This window comes from Pseudomonas sp. MWU13-3659 (assembly GCF_023757525.1).
Taxonomy (GTDB): Bacteria; Pseudomonadota; Gammaproteobacteria; order Pseudomonadales; family Pseudomonadaceae; genus Aquipseudomonas; species Aquipseudomonas entomophila_E.
The window spans coordinates 1-20,275 of sequence record NZ_JAMSHW010000052.1; the positions used below are offsets into that span (position 1 = coordinate 1).

General features: G+C 63.6%; 10 protein-coding genes. 8 read left to right on the plus strand and 2 right to left on the minus strand.

The window, feature by feature from the left end; genetic code table 11:
* The first annotated feature begins 93 nt into the window (after positions 1-93).
* Entirely contained in the window at positions 94-8,691 is an 8,598-nt protein-coding gene (locus NGM28_RS27525) for an immunoglobulin-like domain-containing protein (RefSeq protein ID WP_252092423.1), read from the plus strand.
* Positions 8,692-8,853: 162 nt separating this feature from the next.
* Complete coding sequence (locus NGM28_RS27530) at positions 8,854-9,195, plus strand: tryptophan synthase subunit beta (protein WP_252092428.1); 342 nt, start codon at positions 8,854-8,856, stop codon at positions 9,193-9,195.
* Between the two features lie 111 nt (positions 9,196-9,306).
* Here NGM28_RS27530 and lapD read toward each other — a convergent pair whose 3' ends face one another.
* Positions 9,307-11,253 (minus strand): cyclic di-GMP receptor LapD, encoded by a 1,947-nt coding sequence (gene lapD, locus NGM28_RS27535; RefSeq protein WP_240067205.1) that lies wholly within the window; start codon positions 11,251-11,253, stop codon positions 9,307-9,309.
* A gap of 10 nt (positions 11,254-11,263) precedes the next feature.
* The gene (lapG, locus tag NGM28_RS27540) at positions 11,264-11,965 is read right to left on the minus strand and encodes a cysteine protease LapG (RefSeq protein WP_240067204.1); all 702 of its coding nucleotides are present in this window, start codon (positions 11,963-11,965) and stop codon (positions 11,264-11,266) included.
* Between the two features lie 268 nt (positions 11,966-12,233).
* On the opposite strand from lapG, the gene NGM28_RS27545 reads away from it, so the two are divergent.
* The 6 genes from NGM28_RS27545 (at position 12,234) to NGM28_RS27570 (ending at position 19,799) form a co-directional block, all read left to right on the plus strand.
* The gene (locus NGM28_RS27545; protein WP_252092424.1) at positions 12,234-12,932 is read left to right on the plus strand and encodes a GntR family transcriptional regulator; all 699 of its coding nucleotides are present in this window, start codon (positions 12,234-12,236) and stop codon (positions 12,930-12,932) included.
* Between the two features lie 68 nt (positions 12,933-13,000).
* Complete coding sequence (locus NGM28_RS27550) at positions 13,001-13,576, plus strand: hypothetical protein (protein ID WP_240067202.1); 576 nt, start codon at positions 13,001-13,003, stop codon at positions 13,574-13,576.
* Positions 13,577-14,156: 580 nt separating this feature from the next.
* Complete coding sequence (locus tag NGM28_RS27555) at positions 14,157-14,933, plus strand: DUF3050 domain-containing protein (protein WP_011531572.1); 777 nt, start codon at positions 14,157-14,159, stop codon at positions 14,931-14,933.
* Positions 14,930-15,859 carry a diiron oxygenase gene (locus NGM28_RS27560; protein WP_252092425.1) on the plus strand — a complete coding sequence of 310 codons (930 nt, stop codon included), beginning with the start codon at positions 14,930-14,932 and terminating at the stop codon, positions 15,857-15,859. Before NGM28_RS27555 ends, NGM28_RS27560 begins: the two co-directional genes overlap by 4 nt.
* Positions 15,860-15,869: 10 nt before the next feature.
* On the plus strand, positions 15,870-19,301 hold the full coding sequence (locus NGM28_RS27565) for an amino acid adenylation domain-containing protein (RefSeq protein WP_252092426.1): 3,432 nt from the start codon (positions 15,870-15,872) through the stop codon (positions 19,299-19,301).
* Between the two features lie 30 nt (positions 19,302-19,331).
* Positions 19,332-19,799 (plus strand): SRPBCC family protein, encoded by a 468-nt coding sequence (locus NGM28_RS27570; RefSeq protein ID WP_252092427.1) that lies wholly within the window; start codon positions 19,332-19,334, stop codon positions 19,797-19,799.
* Positions 19,800-20,275: the final 476 nt, after the last annotated feature.

Below are 20,275 nucleotides of genomic sequence, written 5' to 3' on the forward strand. Positions count from 1 at the left end.
TTGACCCTCGGTGACAACACTGTCACCACCACCGTCACCGACGAACCAGGCACCGGCACCCCGGGCACTGGCAACGAAGGCGACAAGATTTCCGTGACCATCGTCAGCAATGGCGACGTGAACGAAGCCCAGCAGCCAACCTTCACTGTGAAGGTCAACCAACCGCTGGACCGCGACCTGACTGTCACCCTGTCCAACGGCGACAAGGTCGTGATCACCGCAGGCCAGACCGAAGCCACCTACAAGGCTGCGGCTCAAGGCGATGACGTATTCAAGGACGGCAGCTCGCTGACCGTGGGCATCACCGATGCCAGCGTCCAAGGCAAGACCTTCGAAAACCTGGAAATCGGTGGCAACGCCACCGTGCAGATCACCGACACCGTCAGTGAGGTTGTCGCGACCCTGACCGCCGACAAGACCACCGTTTCGGAAGGCGGCCAGATCACCTACACCGTCACCCTGACCAACGCCCAGGGCCTGTCGGTCACCGGCCATAACGGCCTGACCTTCACCCTGTCCGATGGCACCAAGGTCAGCATCCCGGCGGGCAGCGCCACCGGCACCGCCACCATCACCGCACCGGACGATGTCTTTGTGGGCGGCCAAGCCACCATCAGCAACAAGCTGGTGAATGTCAGCGGCGCCGACAACTTCGAGAAACTGACCATGGGTCAGGGCGAAGTGCAGACCTCCGTGACCGACGAACCGGGCAGCGGAACAGGCACCGGTACCGGCAACCAGGGCGACAAAGTCTCCGTCACCATCGTCGGTAATGGCGATGTGAACGAGGCCCAGCAGCCAAGCTTCACCGTCAAGGTCAGCCAGAAGCTCGACCAGGACCTCACCGTTACCCTGTCCAATGGCGCCAAAGTCACCATTCCGGCTGGCCAGACCCAGGTCGAGTACAAAGCCGCCGCCCAAGGCGACGATGTGTTCAAGGACGGTGGCTCGCTGACCGTTGGCGTCACTGACGCACAGGTTGTGGGCAAGACCTTCGAGAACCTGGAGCTCGGTGGCTCGGCCACCGTGCAGATCACTGACACCATCAGTGAAGTCGTCGCGACCCTGACCGCCGATAAGACCACTGTCAGCGAAGGCGGCCAGGTCACCTACACCGTGACCCTGACCAACGCCCAAGGCCTGTCGGTCACCGGCCACAATGGTCTGACCTTCACCCTGTCCGACGGTACCAAGGTCACCGTGCCAGCCGGCAGCGCCAGTGGCACCTTCACCATCACCGCCAAGGACGATGTGTTCGTCGGTGGCCAACCGAGCATCGTCAACAAGATCGAGTCGGTTAGCGGTGCGGACAACTTCGAGAAGCTGACCCTCGGCGACAACACCGTCACCACTTCCGTGACCGACGAACCGGGCAGCGGCACAGGCACTGGTACCGGCAACCAGGGCGACAAGGTCTCCGTCACCATCGTCGGTAATGGCGATGTGAACGAAGCTCAACAGCCATCGTTCACCGTCAAGGTCAGCCAGAAGCTTGAGCAGGACCTCACCGTCACCCTGTCCAACGGCGCCAAGGTCACCATTCCGGCCGGGCAGACCCAGGTCGAATACAAAGCGCCCGCCCAGGGTGACGATGTGTTCAAGGACGGCAGCTCGCTGACCGTCGGTATCACCGATGCCAGCGTTACCGGCAAGACCTTCGAGAACCTGGAGCTCGGCGGCAGCGCCACGGTGCAGATCACCGACACCATCAGTGAGGTTGTCGCGACCCTGTCCGCCGACAAAACCACCGTGTCGGAAGGCGGCCAGGTCACCTACACCGTGACCCTGACCAACGCCCAGGGCCTGTCGGTCACCGGCCACAATGGCCTGACCTTCACCTTGACCGATGGCACCAAGGTCACCATCCCGGCCGGCAGCGCCAGCGGCACCTTCACCATCACCGCCAAGGACGACGTGTTCGTCGGTGGCCAGCCGAACATCGTCAACAAGATCGAGTCGGTCGCCGGTGGCGACAACTTCGAGAAGCTGACCCTGGGCAGCAACACCGTCACCACCTCTGTGACCGATGAACCGGGCAGCGGCACAGGCACTGGTACCGGCAACCAGGGCGACAAAGTCTCCGTCACCATCGTCGGCAACGGCGATGTCAACGAAACCCAGCAGCCAAGCTTCACCGTCAAAGTCAGCCAGAAGCTCGACCAAGACCTGACCGTCACCCTGTCCAACGGCGCCAAGGTCACCATTCCGGCCGGGCAGACCCAGGTCGAATACAAGGCACCGGCGCAAGGTGAAGACGTCTTCAAGGATGCAGGTCCGCTGACTGTTGGCATCACCGATGCCTCGGTGGTTGGCAAGACCTTCGAGAACCTGGAGCTCGGCGGTTCGGCCACCGTACAGATCACCGACACCACCAACGAAGTGGTCGCGACCCTGACTGCGGACAAGACCACCGTTTCAGAGGGCGGCCAAGTCACTTACACCGTCACCCTGATCAACGCCCAGGGTCTGTCGGTCACCGGCCACAATGGCCTGACCTTCACCCTGTCCGACGGTACCAAGGTCACCGTGCCAGCCGGCAGCGCCAGCGGCACCTTCACCATCACCGCCAAGGACGACGTGTTCGTCGGTGGCCAGCCGAACATCGTCAACAAGATCGAGTCGGTCTCCGGTGGCGACAACTTCGAGAAACTGACCCTCGGCAGCAACACCGTCACCACGTCCGTCACCGACGAGCCGGGCAGCGGCACGGGTACCGGTACCGGCAACCAGGGCGACAAGGTCTCCGTGACCATCGTCAGCAATGGCAATGTCACCGAGGACCAGCAACCGTCGTTTACCGTCAAGGTCAGCCAGAAGCTCGAGCAGGACCTGACCGTCACGCTGTCCAACGGCGCCAAGGTGACTATCGTCGCCGGCCAGACCGAAGCCATCTACAAGGCCGCCGCCCAGGGCGATGACGTGTTCAAGGACGGCAGCTCGCTGACCGTCGGCATCACCGATGCCACCGTCACCGGCAAGACCTTCGAGAACCTGGAACTGGGCGGCAACGCCACGGTTCAGATCACCGACACCATCAGCGAGGTCGTCGCGACCCTGACGGCCGACAAGACCACCGTCAGCGAAGGCGGTCAGGTTACCTACACCGTAACCCTGACCAACGCCCAGGGCCTGTCGGTCACCGGCCACAATGGCCTGACCTTCACCTTGACCGATGGCACCAAGGTCACCATCCCGGCCGGCAGCGCCTCGGGTACCTTCACCATCACCGCCAAGGACGACGTGTTCGTCGGTGGCCAGCCGAATATCGTCAACAAGATCGAGTCGGTCTCCGGTGGCGACAACTTCGAGAAGCTGACCCTCGGCAGCAACACCGTCACTACCTCCGTGACTGACGAACCGGGCAGCGGCACGGGCACCGGTACCGGCAACCAGGGCGACAAGGTCTCCGTCACCATCGTAGGCAATGGCGATGTGAACGAAGCTCAGCAGCCATCGTTCACCGTCAAGGTCAGCCAGAAGCTCGACCAGGACCTCACCGCCACCCTGTCCAACGGCGCCAAGGTCACCATTCCGGCCGGGCAGACCCAGGTCGAATACAAAGCGCCCGCCCAGGGCGACGATGTGTTCAAGGACGCAGGCTCGCTGACCGTCGGCATCACCGATGCCACCGTCACTGGCAAGACCTTCGAGAATCTGGAGCTCGGCGGCAACGCCACGGTGCAGATCACCGACACCATCAGCGAGGTCGTCGCGACCCTGTCCGCCGACAAGACCACGGTTTCGGAGGGCGGCCAAGTCACTTACACCGTCACCCTGACCAACGCCCAGGGCCTGTCGGTCACCGGCCATAACGGCCTGACCTTCACCCTGTCCGACGGCACCAAGGTCACCGTGCCAGCCGGTAGCGCCAGCGGCACCTTCACCATCACCGCCAAAGACGATGTGTTCGTCGGTGGCCAGCCGAACATCGTCAACAAGATCGAGTCGGTTAGCGGTGCGGACAACTTCGAGAAGCTGACCCTCGGCAGCAACACCGTCACTACCTCCGTGACTGACGAACCGGGCAGCGGCACGGGCACCGGTACCGGCAACCAGGGCGACAAGGTCTCCGTGACCATCGTCAGCAATGGCAATGTCACCGAAGACCAGCAACCATCGTTCACCGTCAAGGTCAGCCAGAAGCTCGAGCAGGACCTCACCGTCACCCTGTCCAACGGCGCCAAGGTGACCATCGTCGCCGGCCAGACCGAGGCCATCTACAAGGCCGCCGCCCAGGGCGATGACGTGTTCAAGGACGGCAGCTCGCTGACCGTCGGCATCACCGATGCCACCGTCACCGGCAAGACCTTCGAGAACCTGGAACTGGGCGGCAACGCCACGGTTCAGATCACCGACACCATCAGCGAGGTCGTCGCGACCCTGACGGCCGACAAGACCACCGTCAGCGAAGGCGGTCAGGTTACCTACACCGTAACCCTGACCAACGCCCAGGGTCTGTCGGTCACCGGCCACAATGGCCTGACCTTCACCCTGAGCGACGGCACCAAGGTCACCGTGCCAGCCGGCAGCGCCAGCGGTACCTTCACCATCACCGCCAAGGACGACGTGTTCGTCGGTGGCCAGCCGAATATCGTCAACAAGATCGAGTCGGTCTCCGGTGGCGACAACTTCGAGAAGCTGACCCTCGGCAGCAACACCGTCACCACCTCCGTGACTGACGAACCAGGCAGCGGCACGGGCACCGGTACCGGCAACCAGGGCGACAAGGTCTCCGTGACCATCGTCAGCAATGGCAATGTCACCGAAGACCAGCAGCCAAGCTTCACCGTCAAGGTCAGCCAGAAGCTCGAGCAAGACCTGACCGTGACCCTGTCCAACGGCGCCAAGGTAACCATCGTCGCCGGCCAGACCGAGGCCATCTACAAGGCCGCCGCCCAAGGCGACGACGTGTTCAAGGACGCAGGCGCCCTGACCGTGGGCATCAGCAACGCCGCCGTCACCGGCAAGACCTTCGAGAACCTGGAGCTCGGCGGCGCAGCCACCGTGCAGATCAGCGACACCACCAGCGAAGTCGTGGCCACCCTGACCGCCGACAAGACCACCGTCACCGAAGGCGGCCAGGTCACCTACACCGTGACCCTGACCAATGCCCAGGGCCTGTCGGTCACCGGCCACAACGGCCTGACCTTCACGCTGACCGACGGCACCAAGGTCAGCATCCCGGCCGGCAGCGCCAGCGGCACCTTCACCATCACCGCCAAGGATGATGTGTACGTCGGTGGCCAGCCGAACATCGTCAACAAGATCGAATCGGTCGCCGGTGGCGACAACTTCGAGAAACTGACCCTGGGCAGCAACACCGTCACCACCAGCGTCACCGACGAGCCAAGCGGCCAGGGCGACCTGACCACCGTGGGCATCAGCGGCGACACCTCGGTGACCGAGGGCGATACCGCCCACTACACCCTGACCCTGAGCAACACCTCGAAGAGCGAAGTAACCGTCACCCTGACCTACAGTGGCACCGCCACCAACGGCCAGGACTTCACCGGCGTGGTCACCGTCAAGATCCCGGCCAACAGCAACGGCACGACCTTCGACATCAAGACCATCGACGACCAGCTCGTCGAAGGCTCGGAGAACTTCACGGTCAAGATCAGCGGCGTCAGCGGCGGCAACTTCGAGAACCTGCAGGTCGATGCCAGCAAGTCCAGCGTCACCACCACCATCCTCGACAACGACCACGTGCCGGTGTCGACCGGTGGCGCCGTGACCGGCAACGAAGACACCGACTACGTGTTCGGCTGGGGCGACTTCAACGTCACCGACGCCGATGGCAACACCGGCCTGTCGGTGACCATCAGCAAGCTGCCGGACCTTGGTAGCCTGAAGTTCTTCAACGGCACCGCGTGGGTCGACGTCGCGCTGAACCAGAACATCAGCCAGGCCGACATCGCCGCCGGCAAGCTCAAGTTCGTGCCGCTGGCCAACCAGTCAGGCATCGACGGTTATGGCGGCACCGGCGTGGGCAACAAGCAGGCCGACTACGCGCAGATCAAGTACAAGCCCAACGACGGCACCAACCTGGGCGGCGAAGCGACCCTGAAGGTCGACATCCGGCCAGTAGCCGACAAGCCCGACCTGAACATCGGCAACAACAACGTCAACTCGATCGGCCTGGTCAAGGAAACCTGGAACAGCCTCACCGGCCTGGGCAGCAACGGCATCTCCGGCGATACGTTGAAGAACGTGTTCGCCAACTCCGGCAATGCCAGCAAGACCGAGACGGTCAGCGGCGTCGACTCGACCAGCAACGTCACCCCGGGCAGCGGCTCGAAGACTTCCGGCCTGATCTACCTGGAAGCCGGCAAGACCTACGCCTTCACCGGCACCGCCGATGACAGCCTGCAGATCGTGGTCGGCGGCAAGAACGTCGCCAGCGGCATCTGGGGCTCGGGCAGCGGCGCCATCTCCGGCAGCTTCACCCCGACCACCAGCGGTTACTACACCCTGGAGATCTACAACGCCAACCAGGCCGGCCCAGGCAGCCTGGACGTCAACATCCGGGTCAACAACGGCGCGGCGATCGACCTGAACAGCTCGAACATCCCGATGTACCCGAGCGTCAAGGACCTGGCCAACGCCGGCGTCACCGTCTCCGACCTGCACGGCAGCAACGGCCAGGGCTACTACGACGGCTACAAGCTCAACGAAGGCAGCGAGAACGGCGCGCCGGTCAAGCTGGTAGGCATCAGCACCAACCTGACCGACACCGACGGCTCCGAGAGCCTCAGCATCAAGCTCAGCGGCATCCCGGCAGGCTCGGTGATTGCCGACAACGCTGGCCACACCTTCACTGTCGGTGCGTCCGCGGTGGACGTCACCGGCTGGAACCTGGGCAGCCTGACCATCAAGCCGCCGGCCTACTACTACGGCCAGTTCGACGTGAAGGTCAGCTCGACTTCCACCGAGAGTGTCGGCGGCAGCACCGCCACCACCGAGGGCACCATCAAGGTCACGGTCTACCCGCAGACCTACAGCACCAGCAACCTGTCCTCGGACAGCGACAACATCACCGGCACCGACGGCAACGACGTGGTGGTGGCGGACGTCAGCGGGCTGCACGTGGTACCCGGGCAGAACTACAACCTTGCCTTCATCGTCGACACCTCCGGCAGCATGGGCTCGTCGGGCGTCGATGCGGCGAAGAAATCCCTCGAGTCGGTGTTCAAGACCCTGGCCGCCAGCGTCAAGGGCGACCAGTCGGGCACCGTGAACATCCTCCTGGTGGACTTCGCCAGCCAGGTCAAGAGCAGCGTTGCGGTAACCCTGAACGATGCCGGCCTGCAGAAGCTGCTCAGTGCCCTGAACACCCTCAACTCCAAGGGCGGCACCAACTACGAAGATGCGTTCAAGACCACCGCCAACTGGTTCCAGAACCTCAAGGACGGCGGCAACACCGGCAGCAACCAGACGTTCTTCATCACCGACGGCAAGCCGACGTTCTACCAGGCGGGCGAGAACAGCAACCCGACACTGGGTACCTCGGGCATCACCCTGGATACCTTCCTGGCCTCGATCAACTACAAGCCAGGCATGGCGTTCAACGACTACATCGACAGCAGCAGGACCAACTACGTCAGCATCGACAACGCCGGCAACCTGCAGGTGCAGTACCTCAGCGGCAGGAACTGGAAGTACGGCGTCTCCGGCGAACTTCACCCGGAAGGCAACGGCACCTACGAACTGTCTTACCAGGCAGGCCGTGGCAGCTACACCGACGATGCCACCTGGAACAACTCGCTGAGCAGCTTCACCCTGCTGTCGGGCCTGTCCAACGTCGAGGCGATCGGCCTCAACAACGGTGTGAACACCAGCGACCTGAAGCCGTTCGACTCCGACGGCACGCCACAGACCAACATCGACCCGAGCAAGCTGGCCGAAGCCATCCTCGGCCACACCGAAGTCACCCAACCGGGCAACGACACGGTCAACGGCGGCGATGGCAACGACATCATCTTCGGCGACCTGGTCACCTTCGACGGCATCGCCGGCACGGGTGTCGAGGCGATCCAGGCCTTCGTCGCCGGCAAGCTGGGCGTCGACGCGGGCGATGTAGATGCCCGGACGATGCACAAGTACATCAACGAGCACTACACCGAGTTCGATGTCTCGCGCAGCAATGACGGTGCCGACACCCTGCTGGGTGGCAACGGCAACGACATCATCTTCGGCCAGGGTGGCAACGACTACATCGACGGCGGCAAGGGCAACGACATCCTGCTCGGGGGGACCGGCAACGACACCCTGCTCGGCGGCGAAGGCAACGACCTGCTGTTCGGCGGTGCCGGCAATGACCTGCTGATCGGCGGCAAGGGCGACGACATCATGACCGGTGGCACTGGCGCCGACACCTTCGTGTGGAAGGCCGGCGACCTGGGCAACGACGTGATCAAGGACTTCAAGGCCAGCGAAGGTGATCGCCTCGACCTGAGCGACCTGCTCCAGGGTGAGCGCGCCAGCACCATCGACAACTTCCTGAAGCTCACCACGGTCAATGGCGAGTCGACCCTGCAGGTCAGCACCGAAGGCAAGCTCAACGCCGCCGGCGGCCTGGCCAACGCCGACGTGACCATCAAGCTCGAAGGCGTGAACTGGTCGAACACCACGATCAATTCGTTGATCAGCGGCGCCGACCCGACCATCAAGATCGACAACTCCAACAGCTGATCCCTGCCTCTCTACGGCGGCCCGCAAGGGGCGCCGTAGGGGGCGCGGGCTTTCCCAGCCATCCCTTCACGCGCATACTCGTGCGCCGGGCTTACATGCCCGGCGAACTTTGCCTATGCTGCTGACTACCAAAAAGGATTCATCGTGACGAGGGACGCCGCCATGTTCTACGTGCAACGCGACGCCGAGGGCCAGTTGCTGCGAGTGGAAGCCGCCGCGTTTGACGGTTTTACCGACATGGTCCCGGCAGACAATGCCGAGATCCAGGAATGGTTCGCCGACGACGTTGTCGAGAACAGCCTCAAGCAGCTCAAGCAGAGCGACCTGGACATGATCCGGGTGCTCGAAGACCTGATCGAAGTGCTGACGGCCAAGGGCGTGTTCAGCATCACCGACCTGCCACCCGGCGCCCAGGCCAAGCTGCTCAACCGCTCCACCGCGCGCAAGGCGCTGGGCGGTTTGAACAACCTGATCGAGGAAGAAGAGGAAGGCGGGTTGATCTGAGCGGCCCTGTCCGCTGTAGGAGCGGCTTCAGCCGCGATGCAGGCATCGCGGTGTCTGGCACCCGCTTCGCGGGTGATCGGGGCTGAAGCCGCTCCTACAAAGCGTACAGGCTCAACGCCAAGGCGCGGGTTCACCCACCAACTGCCCCTGGATCCCCTGCACCCCCATCTCGCGCAGCACCTTCAATTCCCCTTCGGTCTCCACCCGTTCGGCGATCAACGGCAGGTCGATGCTGTGCGCCGCCCGCTGGATGGCTTCGATGAACAACCGCTTGTGCCGCTCATGGTCGATGTTGCGGATGTAGCCACCATCGATCTTCAGGTAGGCCAGGCCCAGGTGCGCCAGGTTGCCGATCATGCTGAAGCGGCCACCGAAACGCTGCAGCGCCAGGCTGAAGCCCAACCCGCGCAGGCGACGGGTCAGCTGCTCGAGCATCGACTGTTCAGGCAACTGCTCCTCGCCGATCTCGAAGGTCAGGCGCGGCCCGATAGCACGGTACTGGCCAAGCAGCTCGAAGACCCGTTGCAACGCCTTGGGGTCGGCCAGGGTCGCCGCCGACAGGTTCAGCGCCAGCGCCTCGCCATGCCCCTGCAGGTGCTTGAGCACCTTCTCCAGCACCAGCAGGTCCAGCCGCGCCATCCAGCCGAAACGCTCGAGCCAGGGCAGGAAGCGCCCCGCCGCCAGGGCCTTGCCCTGCTCGTCGTGCAAACGCGAGATGACCTTGTAGTGCAGCACCCGCTCAGTCACCCGGCAATCCACCACCGGCTGGAAGAACAGCTCGAACTGCCCCTTGGAGAGCGCCTGGTCCAGGCGTGTATGCCAGGCATGATGGCTGTCGGCGGCATCGGCCGCGGCCCCCTGCTCCAGGCACACCCAGCCCGGTTGCGGCTGGCTCTCGGCGCGGGCCAGCGCTTCGTCGGCAAGCTTGAGCAGGTCCTGGGGAGCATCGCCCGGGTTGTAGGGTGCCAGGCCGATGCAGGCCACCGGGTCGACATCGCTGGCACCGGTTTCGTGCAGGCTCTGCAACGTCGCGACCAAGGCCTGAGCCAGCTGGATCGCCTCGTCATGAACCATGCCCGGCGCCAGCACGGCGAACTCACCACCGCGGCTACGGGTGATCAGGTCGTTGGTCTCCGGGTAACTGGCGCAGGTACGGCGCAGTTGCTCACCCACCGCCTGCAGCAGTTGGTCGGTACGCTGGCCGCCCAGACGTGCATTCAGGCCCGCCAGGTCCTGGACCCGCAGCAACAGCAGGTAACCGGCGCGCGCCTCCTCCAGGTTGCTGACCCGGGCATTGAGCTGCATCTCGAAGTAGCGGCGGTTGGCCAGGCCCGTAAGACTGTCCTGGTATGACTCGGTACGCAGTTTCTCGCTGCGCTCGGCCTGTTCGGTGAACAGCGCCTTGAGCTTCTCGACCATCTGGTTCATCGCCTGCACCACCCGGCGCAGTTCCGGCGTGCGCGGCAGCTCGGGCAGGCTGAGGAACTCACGGCGGGCGATGGCGTGGGACTGCGCCACCATGTAGTCCAGCGGCCGCAACTGCCGGCGCAACAACAACGCACCGAGCACCGCGCTCACCGCGCCGCACAGCAACAGCCAGCCAAGGCTGCCCAACGCGCTCTGCCAAAGCTTGGCCAGGGCGAACATCGGGTGGCTGATCACCTCGACCCGCGCCGCCTGCTGCCAGCCACGGCTTACGATCGCATCGCCACCGGCCGGCTCCAGGCCAATCAGGTGGATGAACCAGCCCGGCACACCACCGCTGTCCGGCTCGGCATGGCGCTCGACCAGCACGGCGTTGGAACCCAGGTCGATGACCTTGATGCTGGTGTAGTAGCCACTGTCGAAGATCGAGCTGACCATCAGTTCGACCATCGCCGGGTCGTCGATGTTGGGTGTGAGCGACAGCGCCAGCGCGGTGGCCGCGTCCTGGGCGTGGGAGCGCAACTGGTTGACGTACTGGCTGCGCGAGCTCTCCAGGCTGACCATGAAGCTGCCACTGAAGGCGACCACCAGGAACAGGCAAATGGCTAGCAGCAATTGTTTGAACAGTGACATCTGTGCTCCTTCAGTAAACCGGTTCGGCCGGGAACCCTTCGGCCTGCATTTTCTTCAGCAGATCCTGCCAACGCGACAGGCGCTTGGTGTCGCCGACTTTCTTGTTGCCAGCAGCGCCGGTCAGCCACAGGCCCTCACCATTGAAGGCGTACACCGGCAACAGGTCGGTGCGCTGGCTGGCGGGCTTGATCGCGTCCATCAGGCTGTCGAGTACCAGGGGCTGGGCCTGTGGGCTTGAATAATAGGTCAGGACCATGTGCGCGCGGTTCTGGCGCAAGGCCTTGACGTAGGTGATGCGCAGCTTCTCGGCCGGGATGCCCATGCGCCGCAGGCTGAAGTACTTGGCGATGGCGTAGTCCTCGCAATCCCCCGCGCCCTTGATCAGCGACTGCACCGGTGTGGCCCAATAGTCGACCTCATGCCACAGGTCGATATCCTCGACATAGCGCAACTGCTGGTTGAAAAAGCGGTTGACCACCTGCAACTGCTCCAGCTCGCTGCCTTGCTTCTGCGTGGCAAGCAACTGCTGCCACGCATCGATACGCTTCTGGCCCTCGCCCAACGGCCCATAGAGCGCCTGGGCACGGCGGCTGATCTGGGAAAAGTCCCAATCCGCCTGCGTGACGCCCAGCAACAGGCCGCCGAGCAGCACGGCAAGGCCGAAACGGCGCAGGGTGGTATTGAGGGTCCAAGGTATCGCCACTGCGGACACCTGTTCAGATCATTCGAAAGCAGCGATGGTGCGGGCTGGCGGCGTAAAAGACAATGGCACCTTGCGATCATGCAGCCAACCGTCGGCAAACCCACTCAACAAAGGCCATGCGAGCCCCCTCGCGGCTTCCCTTGGCAGCCGACTTCCTTCACGATAGCCGCGTTCGATGAACGGGCACAGGCCCGCATCCACTCGCCGTTTGACAAGCGGCCCCATCCCTCACTAGGGTTATTGGATCCAATCTTCATGTTGCCGAGGCTGAACCCGCGTGGCTGAGAAACCCAAACTCCTGAGCACCGTGCTGGGCAGCGAGCAAGTTCCGCCGCACCTCGCCCGCAGCGTCATCGAAGAGCGCCTGCGCAGTGCCATCCTCGATGGCCGCCTGCCCCCGGGCACCGCCCTGCGCCAACAGGAGCTGGCCAGCCTCTTCGGCGTCAGCCGCATGCCGGTGCGCGAAGCCCTGCGCCAGCTCGAAGCGCAATCGCTGCTGCAGGTGGTCATGCATAAAGGCGCCGTGGTCGCGCCGCTGATCGGCGAGGACGCAGTCGACACCTACGCGCTGCGTGTCATCCTCGAGACCGAGGCCCTGCGCCAATCGATTCCCCTGCTCGATGCCAATGACATCGCCCAGGCCCGTGGTTATATCCAGCAGTTGGAAAACGAAACCCGTCACGCCGAGATCGGTCGCCTCAACCGCCTGTTCCACATGGCCCTCTACAGCAAGGCGTACAACCAGAAGCTGCTGCGCATGATCGAGATCGAGCTCAACGAAGAGGAGCGCTTCCTGCGTTTCCACCTGTCGTCGATGGGGCTGGGCAAGCTGACACAGGACGACCATATCGCCTTGGTGGATGCGGCCAGCGACAAACTGGTGGATGATGCCGTCAGGTTGCTCGAAGCCCGACTGAACAATGCCGCTCGCACCATCAGGAAGTACCTCGATCGACAGTCGACAGCCGATCAGTGACACCCCGCAGCCACGGTCGTGGCTGGGTCGGCAAGGAACGTCATCCGGCATAAGGAACGCCAGTGCACGTGCAGACGCTACAGGGAACAACCATCGAACCACCTGCCCGGATCCGCCTGATCTGCCTGGCCTACGACCGACAGCAGCTCATGCAGTACCGTACCTGGGCCCAGACCCTGTGCGATCCCATCGAACTGATTGCCGCCGATGTCCCTCCCTCTGTCCGACTGGATGGATTCGACCCCGCGCAACCTCCCTGCCCCCTCGCCCGTGCGTTGCTCGACAAACTCCAGCCCTACCTCGCCCAACCCCATGCCATCTTCGGCCAGGGGCTTGGCGCGCATGTGGCGGTGGCACTGACCCAGTTGGCGCAGAACCATCATCCTGGGCAAACTCGCCATCTCTTTGTTTCCACTTATGACAGCCCTCCCCCCCGCCTGGACATCACCACCAGCCTGGCCATCCAGGTGCCGATGACCGTGCTGTACCTCCCAGGCTCGCTGCCGGCCATGCTCGGCTGGCACAGCCTTGCCCGCCAAGGCCTTGAGCTGATCGAGCTGCCCGCGCAATCGGTCGACACCTCACTGCTCAACCAGCGCCTGGTGCGCATCATCAACACCCACCTCGGCCTGCTCAGCTTGTAGCCGCGCACGCTTACGCCCCCTCCAGAAACATCCATTTGCGTTGTCATGGCTGCCGCAAGCCATGGCAGTGCCAGCATTTTGGGCACACTCTAGTCCCCGCGCCGACCGCTGATCACCCGACGGGCCTGGTCGGCTGCACTTTATCCACCAGAAGAAGGAGCGCGGTACTGGGGCAAGGACCGCAAGCGATCAGCCGCCCCTTAATAGTCAAACCTCCCCTGACTCCGTTTATCAGTGCTCCGAGTGAGGCATTCACTCCGCCGTATTCTTTTCTGATAGTTAATGATCGGAAGGGGCACTTATTGCCAAAATAAAACTTACGCGAAAGTTTTATACGCCTTCTATTTGCCCGTGATAATCACAAACTTAAAATAATTAAAAAAACATTTGCCGACAACTTTGAAGTTGCTCTAACTTTTATATCGCCAGGCGCCAACAACCCGTAACCACCGTGACCTCTGGCCTCTGCAGGTTCATCAATATCGATTTTGCTTCGAGGGCCTCGTGCACCTCGAATTCGGCAGACCGAACAACCTGCAATGAAATAACAATCCCGAAAATGCCCACAACGGACATCATCATGAGCACATTGAAGAGCACACTTTCCAACAAGAAGATTGCACTTTCCCGGCACCCGCTGTTTTCCGAGATCGACTCGCTCGACACGTTGCGTCGATTCATGGAAACCCACGTTTTTGCCGTCTGGGATTTCATGTCACTGACCAAACGCCTGCAACAGGAGCTGACCTGCGTCAGCCTGCCCTGGCTGCCCCCGGCAGACCCGGCCGCCGCCCGCCTGATCAACGAGATCGTGCTGGGCGAGGAATCCGACGACCGCCTCGACCACGGTCACTACAGCCACTTCGAGCTGTACCTGGACGCCATGCGCGAGGTCGGCGCCTGCACCCAGGCGATTGAACGCTTCATCAGCCTCCAGCAACAGGGCGTCGACGCGCTGAGCGCCCTGCCTCGTGCCGGTGCCAGCGAAGCGGCCCAGCACTTCGTGCGCGACACCCTCGAAGTGGCCCTGGACGCCCCCGCGCACCGCGTCGCCGCCGCCTTCCTGCATGGCCGTGAAAGCGTCATCCCGATGATGTTCCAACAGATCCTCGACGAGTGGGGCATCGGCAGCGAGCAGGCCCCCACCTTCCGCTACTACCTGCAACGGCATATCGAGGTCGACTCCGAAGACCACGGCCCGGCCGCCGAGCAGTTGCTGGCACGCCTGGTCGATCACGACCCGGTTCGCCAAGAGGACGTCTACGCCGCTGCCATCGCTGCGGTGGACAGCCGCATGGCCCTGTGGGACCGCCTGCGCGCCTCGCTGCAAACCCCTGTCGCCGAGGTCACCCCATGAACGCCCATGAATACCGCTCCTTCGCCGAGGCCTGGGAAGAGCGCGCCACCATCCGCACCCGGCCCCGGCGCCTGGTCGAGGACGACCAGCGGCTGATCTACCCGCTCAGCCGCCAGCCCCTGGTGCTTGGCGCCACCTTCCAGCGCGAGTGCCCGCAGTTGCGCGACTTCGTACTGGTGCAGAGCCTCTACAAGTTCATCAACGACGTGGTGATCTTCGAGACCGAGATCGTCGACCGCACCGCACGGCGCATCGCCAAGGACCGCTTCGCCGTGCGCTTCCCGTTCGCCTGCCGTTACGACGCCATGACCGTGGTGGTGGACGAGGACTACCACGCCCTGGTGGCCATGGACTTCCTGCAGCAGACCATTGCCCTCACCGGTGTCGAACCGATCGCCCTGCCCCAGGAGATCGAACTCAGCCGGGCCATCCCGGCGGCCCTGGCGCAGGTCCCCGAAGGCCTGCGCGATGCCGTGGAGCTGATCTGCGTGGGCATTGCCGAGAACACCCTGACCGACGATGTGGCGGCATTCGCCCGCGACGACTCGGTCAAGCCCTCGGTGAAAGGGCTGATGGCCGACCACCTGCTCGATGAAGGCCGTCACTCGAGCTTCTGGGCACGCCTGACACGGATCTACTGGCAGGCGGCAGCCGAAGCTGATCGCCAGGTGATCGCCAACGTGCTGCCAGTGTTCCTGCGCCAGTACCTGACCAACGACATCCAACAGGCCTTCGACCGCGCCCTTATCGCCGCACTGCCGGTGACCGAAACGGCACGCCAGGCCTTGCGCAAAGAAGCCCAGGGGCTGGCCTACCCGATCAACCACCAACATCCGTTGCTGGGCAACATCCTGCGCTTCTTCCGTGCCAGTTCGATGCTTGAGTCGGCCTGCGTACAGCAGGCACTGCGCGACTACCTGCCCTGAGGACACCCTGATGAGACGCCTCGACATACTCCTGGTGGGCCACAGCCCCGCCCTGGGGCAGCTGGCCCAGCAGCTCGACGAACACGGGCATGGCATCACCACCGCCAACGACGCCGACGCCTTGCGCCGACAACTGATCGCCCGCCCGCACCTGGTGGTGGAGGACGGCAGCCTGGTGCTGAACAGCAGCGACTGGCAAGCGCTGGACGCGACGCCCCTGCTGAGGCTGCGCCTGGGGGCCAGCTTCGCCGAAACCCTGCCACGCCTCGAGACCCTGTGCTGGTGCGGCAGTGCCAGCGCCCAGCGGCTGATCGAACGCCTGCCCGTGCCGTCGCCAACTTCCGGCAACGGCCAGCAGCTGCGTGAGGACACCCTGCAAGCCCTGAACGACCTGCTCACCCTGCAGGTCACCCGCTACGCCCGCAACCCGCATTACCTGCAGGAGGCACCCGCGGTCAGCCCCGGCGTGCAGGAGCGCGAGCATGGCCTGGACTGGCTGGAGGCGCTGGCCTACCGGCACCCGTTCAACCGCACGCTGCGCGCCGACCTCCTGGAACAGGCCGAGACCGGCTTGATCGGGCAACTGGAGCACAGCCTGCGCCAACACGCCGAACGCACAGCGTTGAATCGCGACGGCCAGCGCTACAGCTATCGGCAGCTGCACGCCCGCACCGTGGCGATCCAGCGGGTGCTGCTGCCGCTGTTGCCAGAGGCTGGCGAGCACCCTCCGGTGGTCGCCGTGTGCATGGCCAAGGCGCCCGAGCTCTATGCCAGCTTGCTGGCGATCCTGGGCTGTTCGGCCATCTACCTACCCCTGGATCCGGCGACCCCGGCCGAACGCCGTCAACGCATCCTGGTTGACGCCCAAGCCTGCGTGCTCCTGCATGACGGCCAGGAGCCCGTGGCTATCGCACATCTGGATGTAAGCGCGCTGCCAAACATCGAGGAGGCCCAACTGCCCTCCCTGGCACAGCGCCCGGCCTGCGCCGGCCAGGCCTGCGTGGCGATCTACACCTCCGGTACCACGGGGCTGCCCAAGGGCGTGTTGCTCAGCCAGGGCAACCTGGCGCACTTCATGGCCTGGTATCGCGAGCACGTGGCACTGGACCGGCACAGCCGGGTGCTGCAGTTCTCCACCATCGGCTTCGACGCTTCCCTGCTGGATATCCTGCCCACCTTCGCCTGCGGTGCCGAACTGGTGCTACCCAGCGAAGACCAGCGTCGTGACCCGCAACAGCTGGCGCGACTTATCCACAGCCAGGACGTCAGCCACGCGTTCCTGCCGCCGGCATTGTTGAGCATCCTTCCGCGCGATATGCCGCTGGGCCTTGAGCACTTGGTCACTGGCGGTGATGTCTGCGAACCGGAAGTCATCACCCGGCTGTCCGGGCAATGCCGGATGCACAACATCTATGGCCCGACCGAGACCACCGTGCTGGCAACTACCCGGGTATTTGCCAGCGGCGACAACAACCGTAACCTCGGCCTGCCCATCGCCAATACCCAGGTGCTGATCCTCGACGAAGATCTGCGGCCGGTCACGCAGCAGGTTGCGGGTGAGCTTTACATCACCGGCCCCGGTGTCGGGCTCGGTTACCTGAACAACCCGGGCCTGACCGCCGAACGCTTCGTCGAGCTGCGCCTGGCCGATGGCCGTACGTTGCGTGCCTACCGCACGGGTGATATTGCCAAGTGGACCACCCAAGGCATCGAGTTGTGCGGCCGACGTGACAACCAGGTGAAGATCCGCGGCTTTCGCGTAGAGCCTGAAGAGATCGAACACTGCCTGCGCGACAGCCAGCTGTTCGCCCAGGTGGCGGTCGTGATCGACGCCCAGCGCCGCGTGCTCGCATTCGCCACCCATGGGCAAGCCGCAGATGCCGAGCGGCAATTGCGCGAACACGCCGAGCAGCACCTGCCCGACTACATGCGCCCGATGTTCTATGAGGTGCTGGAGCAGATGCCCTACACCGCCAACGGCAAGGTGGATCGCCAGGCGCTGTCACAGCGACCACTGGCATTGCCACCAAGCCAGCGCGTGCAACCCGGGACCACCACCGAGCATCGCTTGCGTGACCTCTGGAGTGAATTGCTGGAGTTGCCTGTAGCGGACATCTGCATCCATGACAGCTTCTTCAACCTCGGTGGCCATTCGATCCTGCTGTCGCGGTTGCTGCTGGCAGTGCGTGAAGGCTTCGGCAAGGGCGTGGCGATCAATCGCTTCATCGAACAACCGACCCTGCAGCGGTTGGGTGCGTTGCTCGATGGTGACGACACGGCGCAACAGCACTCGCTGGAGCGCCTGGAGCAGGACGCCAACCGCGACCTCGACCTGCAGGTATTGCCAGTCGAGCGCCTGGGCGATGTGCACAAGGTGATCGTCACCGGCGCCAACAGCTTCCTCGGGGTGCACCTGGTTGAAGCCCTGCTGGATTGGGGGGCGACCGAGGTGGCCTGCCTGGTGCGCAGTGCCGAGGGTGTGGCTGCCGCCGAGCGCTTTGCCCGGTCGCTGCGTGACAACCGCATCACCCTCGACCTGTCGCGCATCAAGGTATACGAGGCCGACCTGCGCAAGCCGCGTCTGGGCCTGGCACAGGCCGACTACGACTACCTGGACGAAGGCTATGGCGCCCTGCTGCACAACGCCGCGCAGGTCAACCATGTGCTCGACTATCAGGTACTGGCCGCCGACAACATCGAGCCGTTGTTCGAGTGCCTGCGCCTGTGCGAGGGCCGGCGCAAGAAGATCTTCAACTTCGTCTCCACCCTCTCCGCCTGCAGTGCCGTGGACAGCCAGGGCCAGGTACTGGAGGACGACCCGGCCAGCACCCCGCCAATCTACATCCGCAACGGCTACAACCTGAGCAAGTGGATCGGTGAACGCATTCTCAGCCGCGCCCGCGCGCAGGGGGTATGGGTCAACCTGTTCCGCCCGGGGAACATCACCTTCGACAGCCGTACCGGCGCCTGCCAGCCCCAGCGCAATCGTCTGATGCTGATGCTCAAGGGTTCGCTGCAACTGGGGCAGGTACCTGGCCTGGAGATCGACTTCGACCTGATGCCGGTGGACTTCCTCTCGCGCTTCATTGCTTTCCACAGCAGCCGCCACCAGGCCGGGCAATGCGTGTTCAACCTGCACAACCCCGAGCCTTTGCGCTGGCGCGACTACCTGGCCTCGTTCCGTGAACAGGGCCATGCCTTCGAGCTGGTCAGCGTCGAGCAGTGGCAGCGCCAGTTGCGCCGGGTCGACCGCAACAACGCGCTGTATGACGTCCTGGGCTTCTACCTGGACGGTTTCGAGGAAGACATCGGTGACATCTCCGGGATCGCCCACGCCAACGCCCGTGACGGGGTACGGCGCATGGGCGCCCATTACCCCAGCAAGAACCCCGAGCTGCTGCGCCGCGGCTGCCGTTATTTGGCCGACATCGGCTTCATCTGACCCCTTTCTACACAACAGGAGCAACACAGCATGCAAGCACTCAAACCCGATACCCTGATCCGCAACCCTGAAGGGTGCGAGGTGGTTTCCAGCGTGGAAATCGCCGCGTCCGCTACCGCCGTTTGGAACATCGTCGGCAACTTCGCCGGGTTCCCGGTGTTCATCCCCGCGCTCGCGCACATCGACATGACCGGCAGCGGTGTACGTTCGGTACGCAAGAAGCTGTTCAAAGATGGCAACGTGGTCATCGAGCAGCTCAACTCACGCGACGAGCAAGCCATGCACATGACCTGGAGCCTGATCTACACCAGCCTGAACATCGGCAACCTGTGGGCGGCGATGGAGGTGCGAGTGATCGATGCCAACCGCAGCCGCGTGACCTGGACCATTCAGGCCGAACCTTGGGAGGGTGGCCCCGAGGCGCTGCCGGGCTTCCAGGTGTTTCTCCAAGGGTTTGCCGATGAGGCGATGGGGAATGTGAAGAACCTGCTGAGCTGATCTACCCGCAACAAAAAAGCCGCTCCCCTTGGAGCGGCTTTTTTGTGCCTGCTGGAAACGTGTAGGAGCGGCTTTAGCCGCGATGCGGACAACGCGGTGCCTGGCACCCGCTTCGCGGGTGATCGCGGCTAAAGCCGCTCCTACAGAGGTCGTGCCCAGTCAATGGGTTACGGCATCTACGGATCGGAAAAGACAAAGCCCCTGACCGCATCGCGATCAGGGGCTTCGGAATTGAATCTTGACGATGACCTACTTTATGCCTGCAGGAAATTGCCCAGCCTCTAGGACTGCACTCAGAGTTCTCTGTAGGAGCGGCTTTAGCCGCGATGCGGACAACGCGGTGCCTGGCACCCGCTTCGCGGGTGATCGCGGCTAAAGCCGCTCCTACAGAGGTCGTGCCCAGTCAATGGGTTACGGCATTTACGGGCCGTAAAAGACAAAGCCCCTGATCGCTTTGCGATCAGGGGCTTCGGAAT

Coding starts and splice junctions, on each gene's coding strand:
- NGM28_RS27530 (WP_252092428.1), top strand. CDS start 8,854: ATGTTCTACGTGCAACGCGACGCCGAGGGCCAGTTGCTGCGAGTGGAA.
- lapD (WP_240067205.1), bottom strand. CDS start 11,253: ATGTCACTGTTCAAACAATTGCTGCTAGCCATTTGCCTGTTCCTGGTG.
- NGM28_RS27555 (WP_011531572.1), top strand. CDS start 14,157: ATGAGCACATTGAAGAGCACACTTTCCAACAAGAAGATTGCACTTTCC.
- NGM28_RS27560 (WP_252092425.1), top strand. CDS start 14,930: ATGAACGCCCATGAATACCGCTCCTTCGCCGAGGCCTGGGAAGAGCGC.
- NGM28_RS27565 (WP_252092426.1), top strand. CDS start 15,870: ATGAGACGCCTCGACATACTCCTGGTGGGCCACAGCCCCGCCCTGGGG.
- NGM28_RS27570 (WP_252092427.1), top strand. CDS start 19,332: ATGCAAGCACTCAAACCCGATACCCTGATCCGCAACCCTGAAGGGTGC.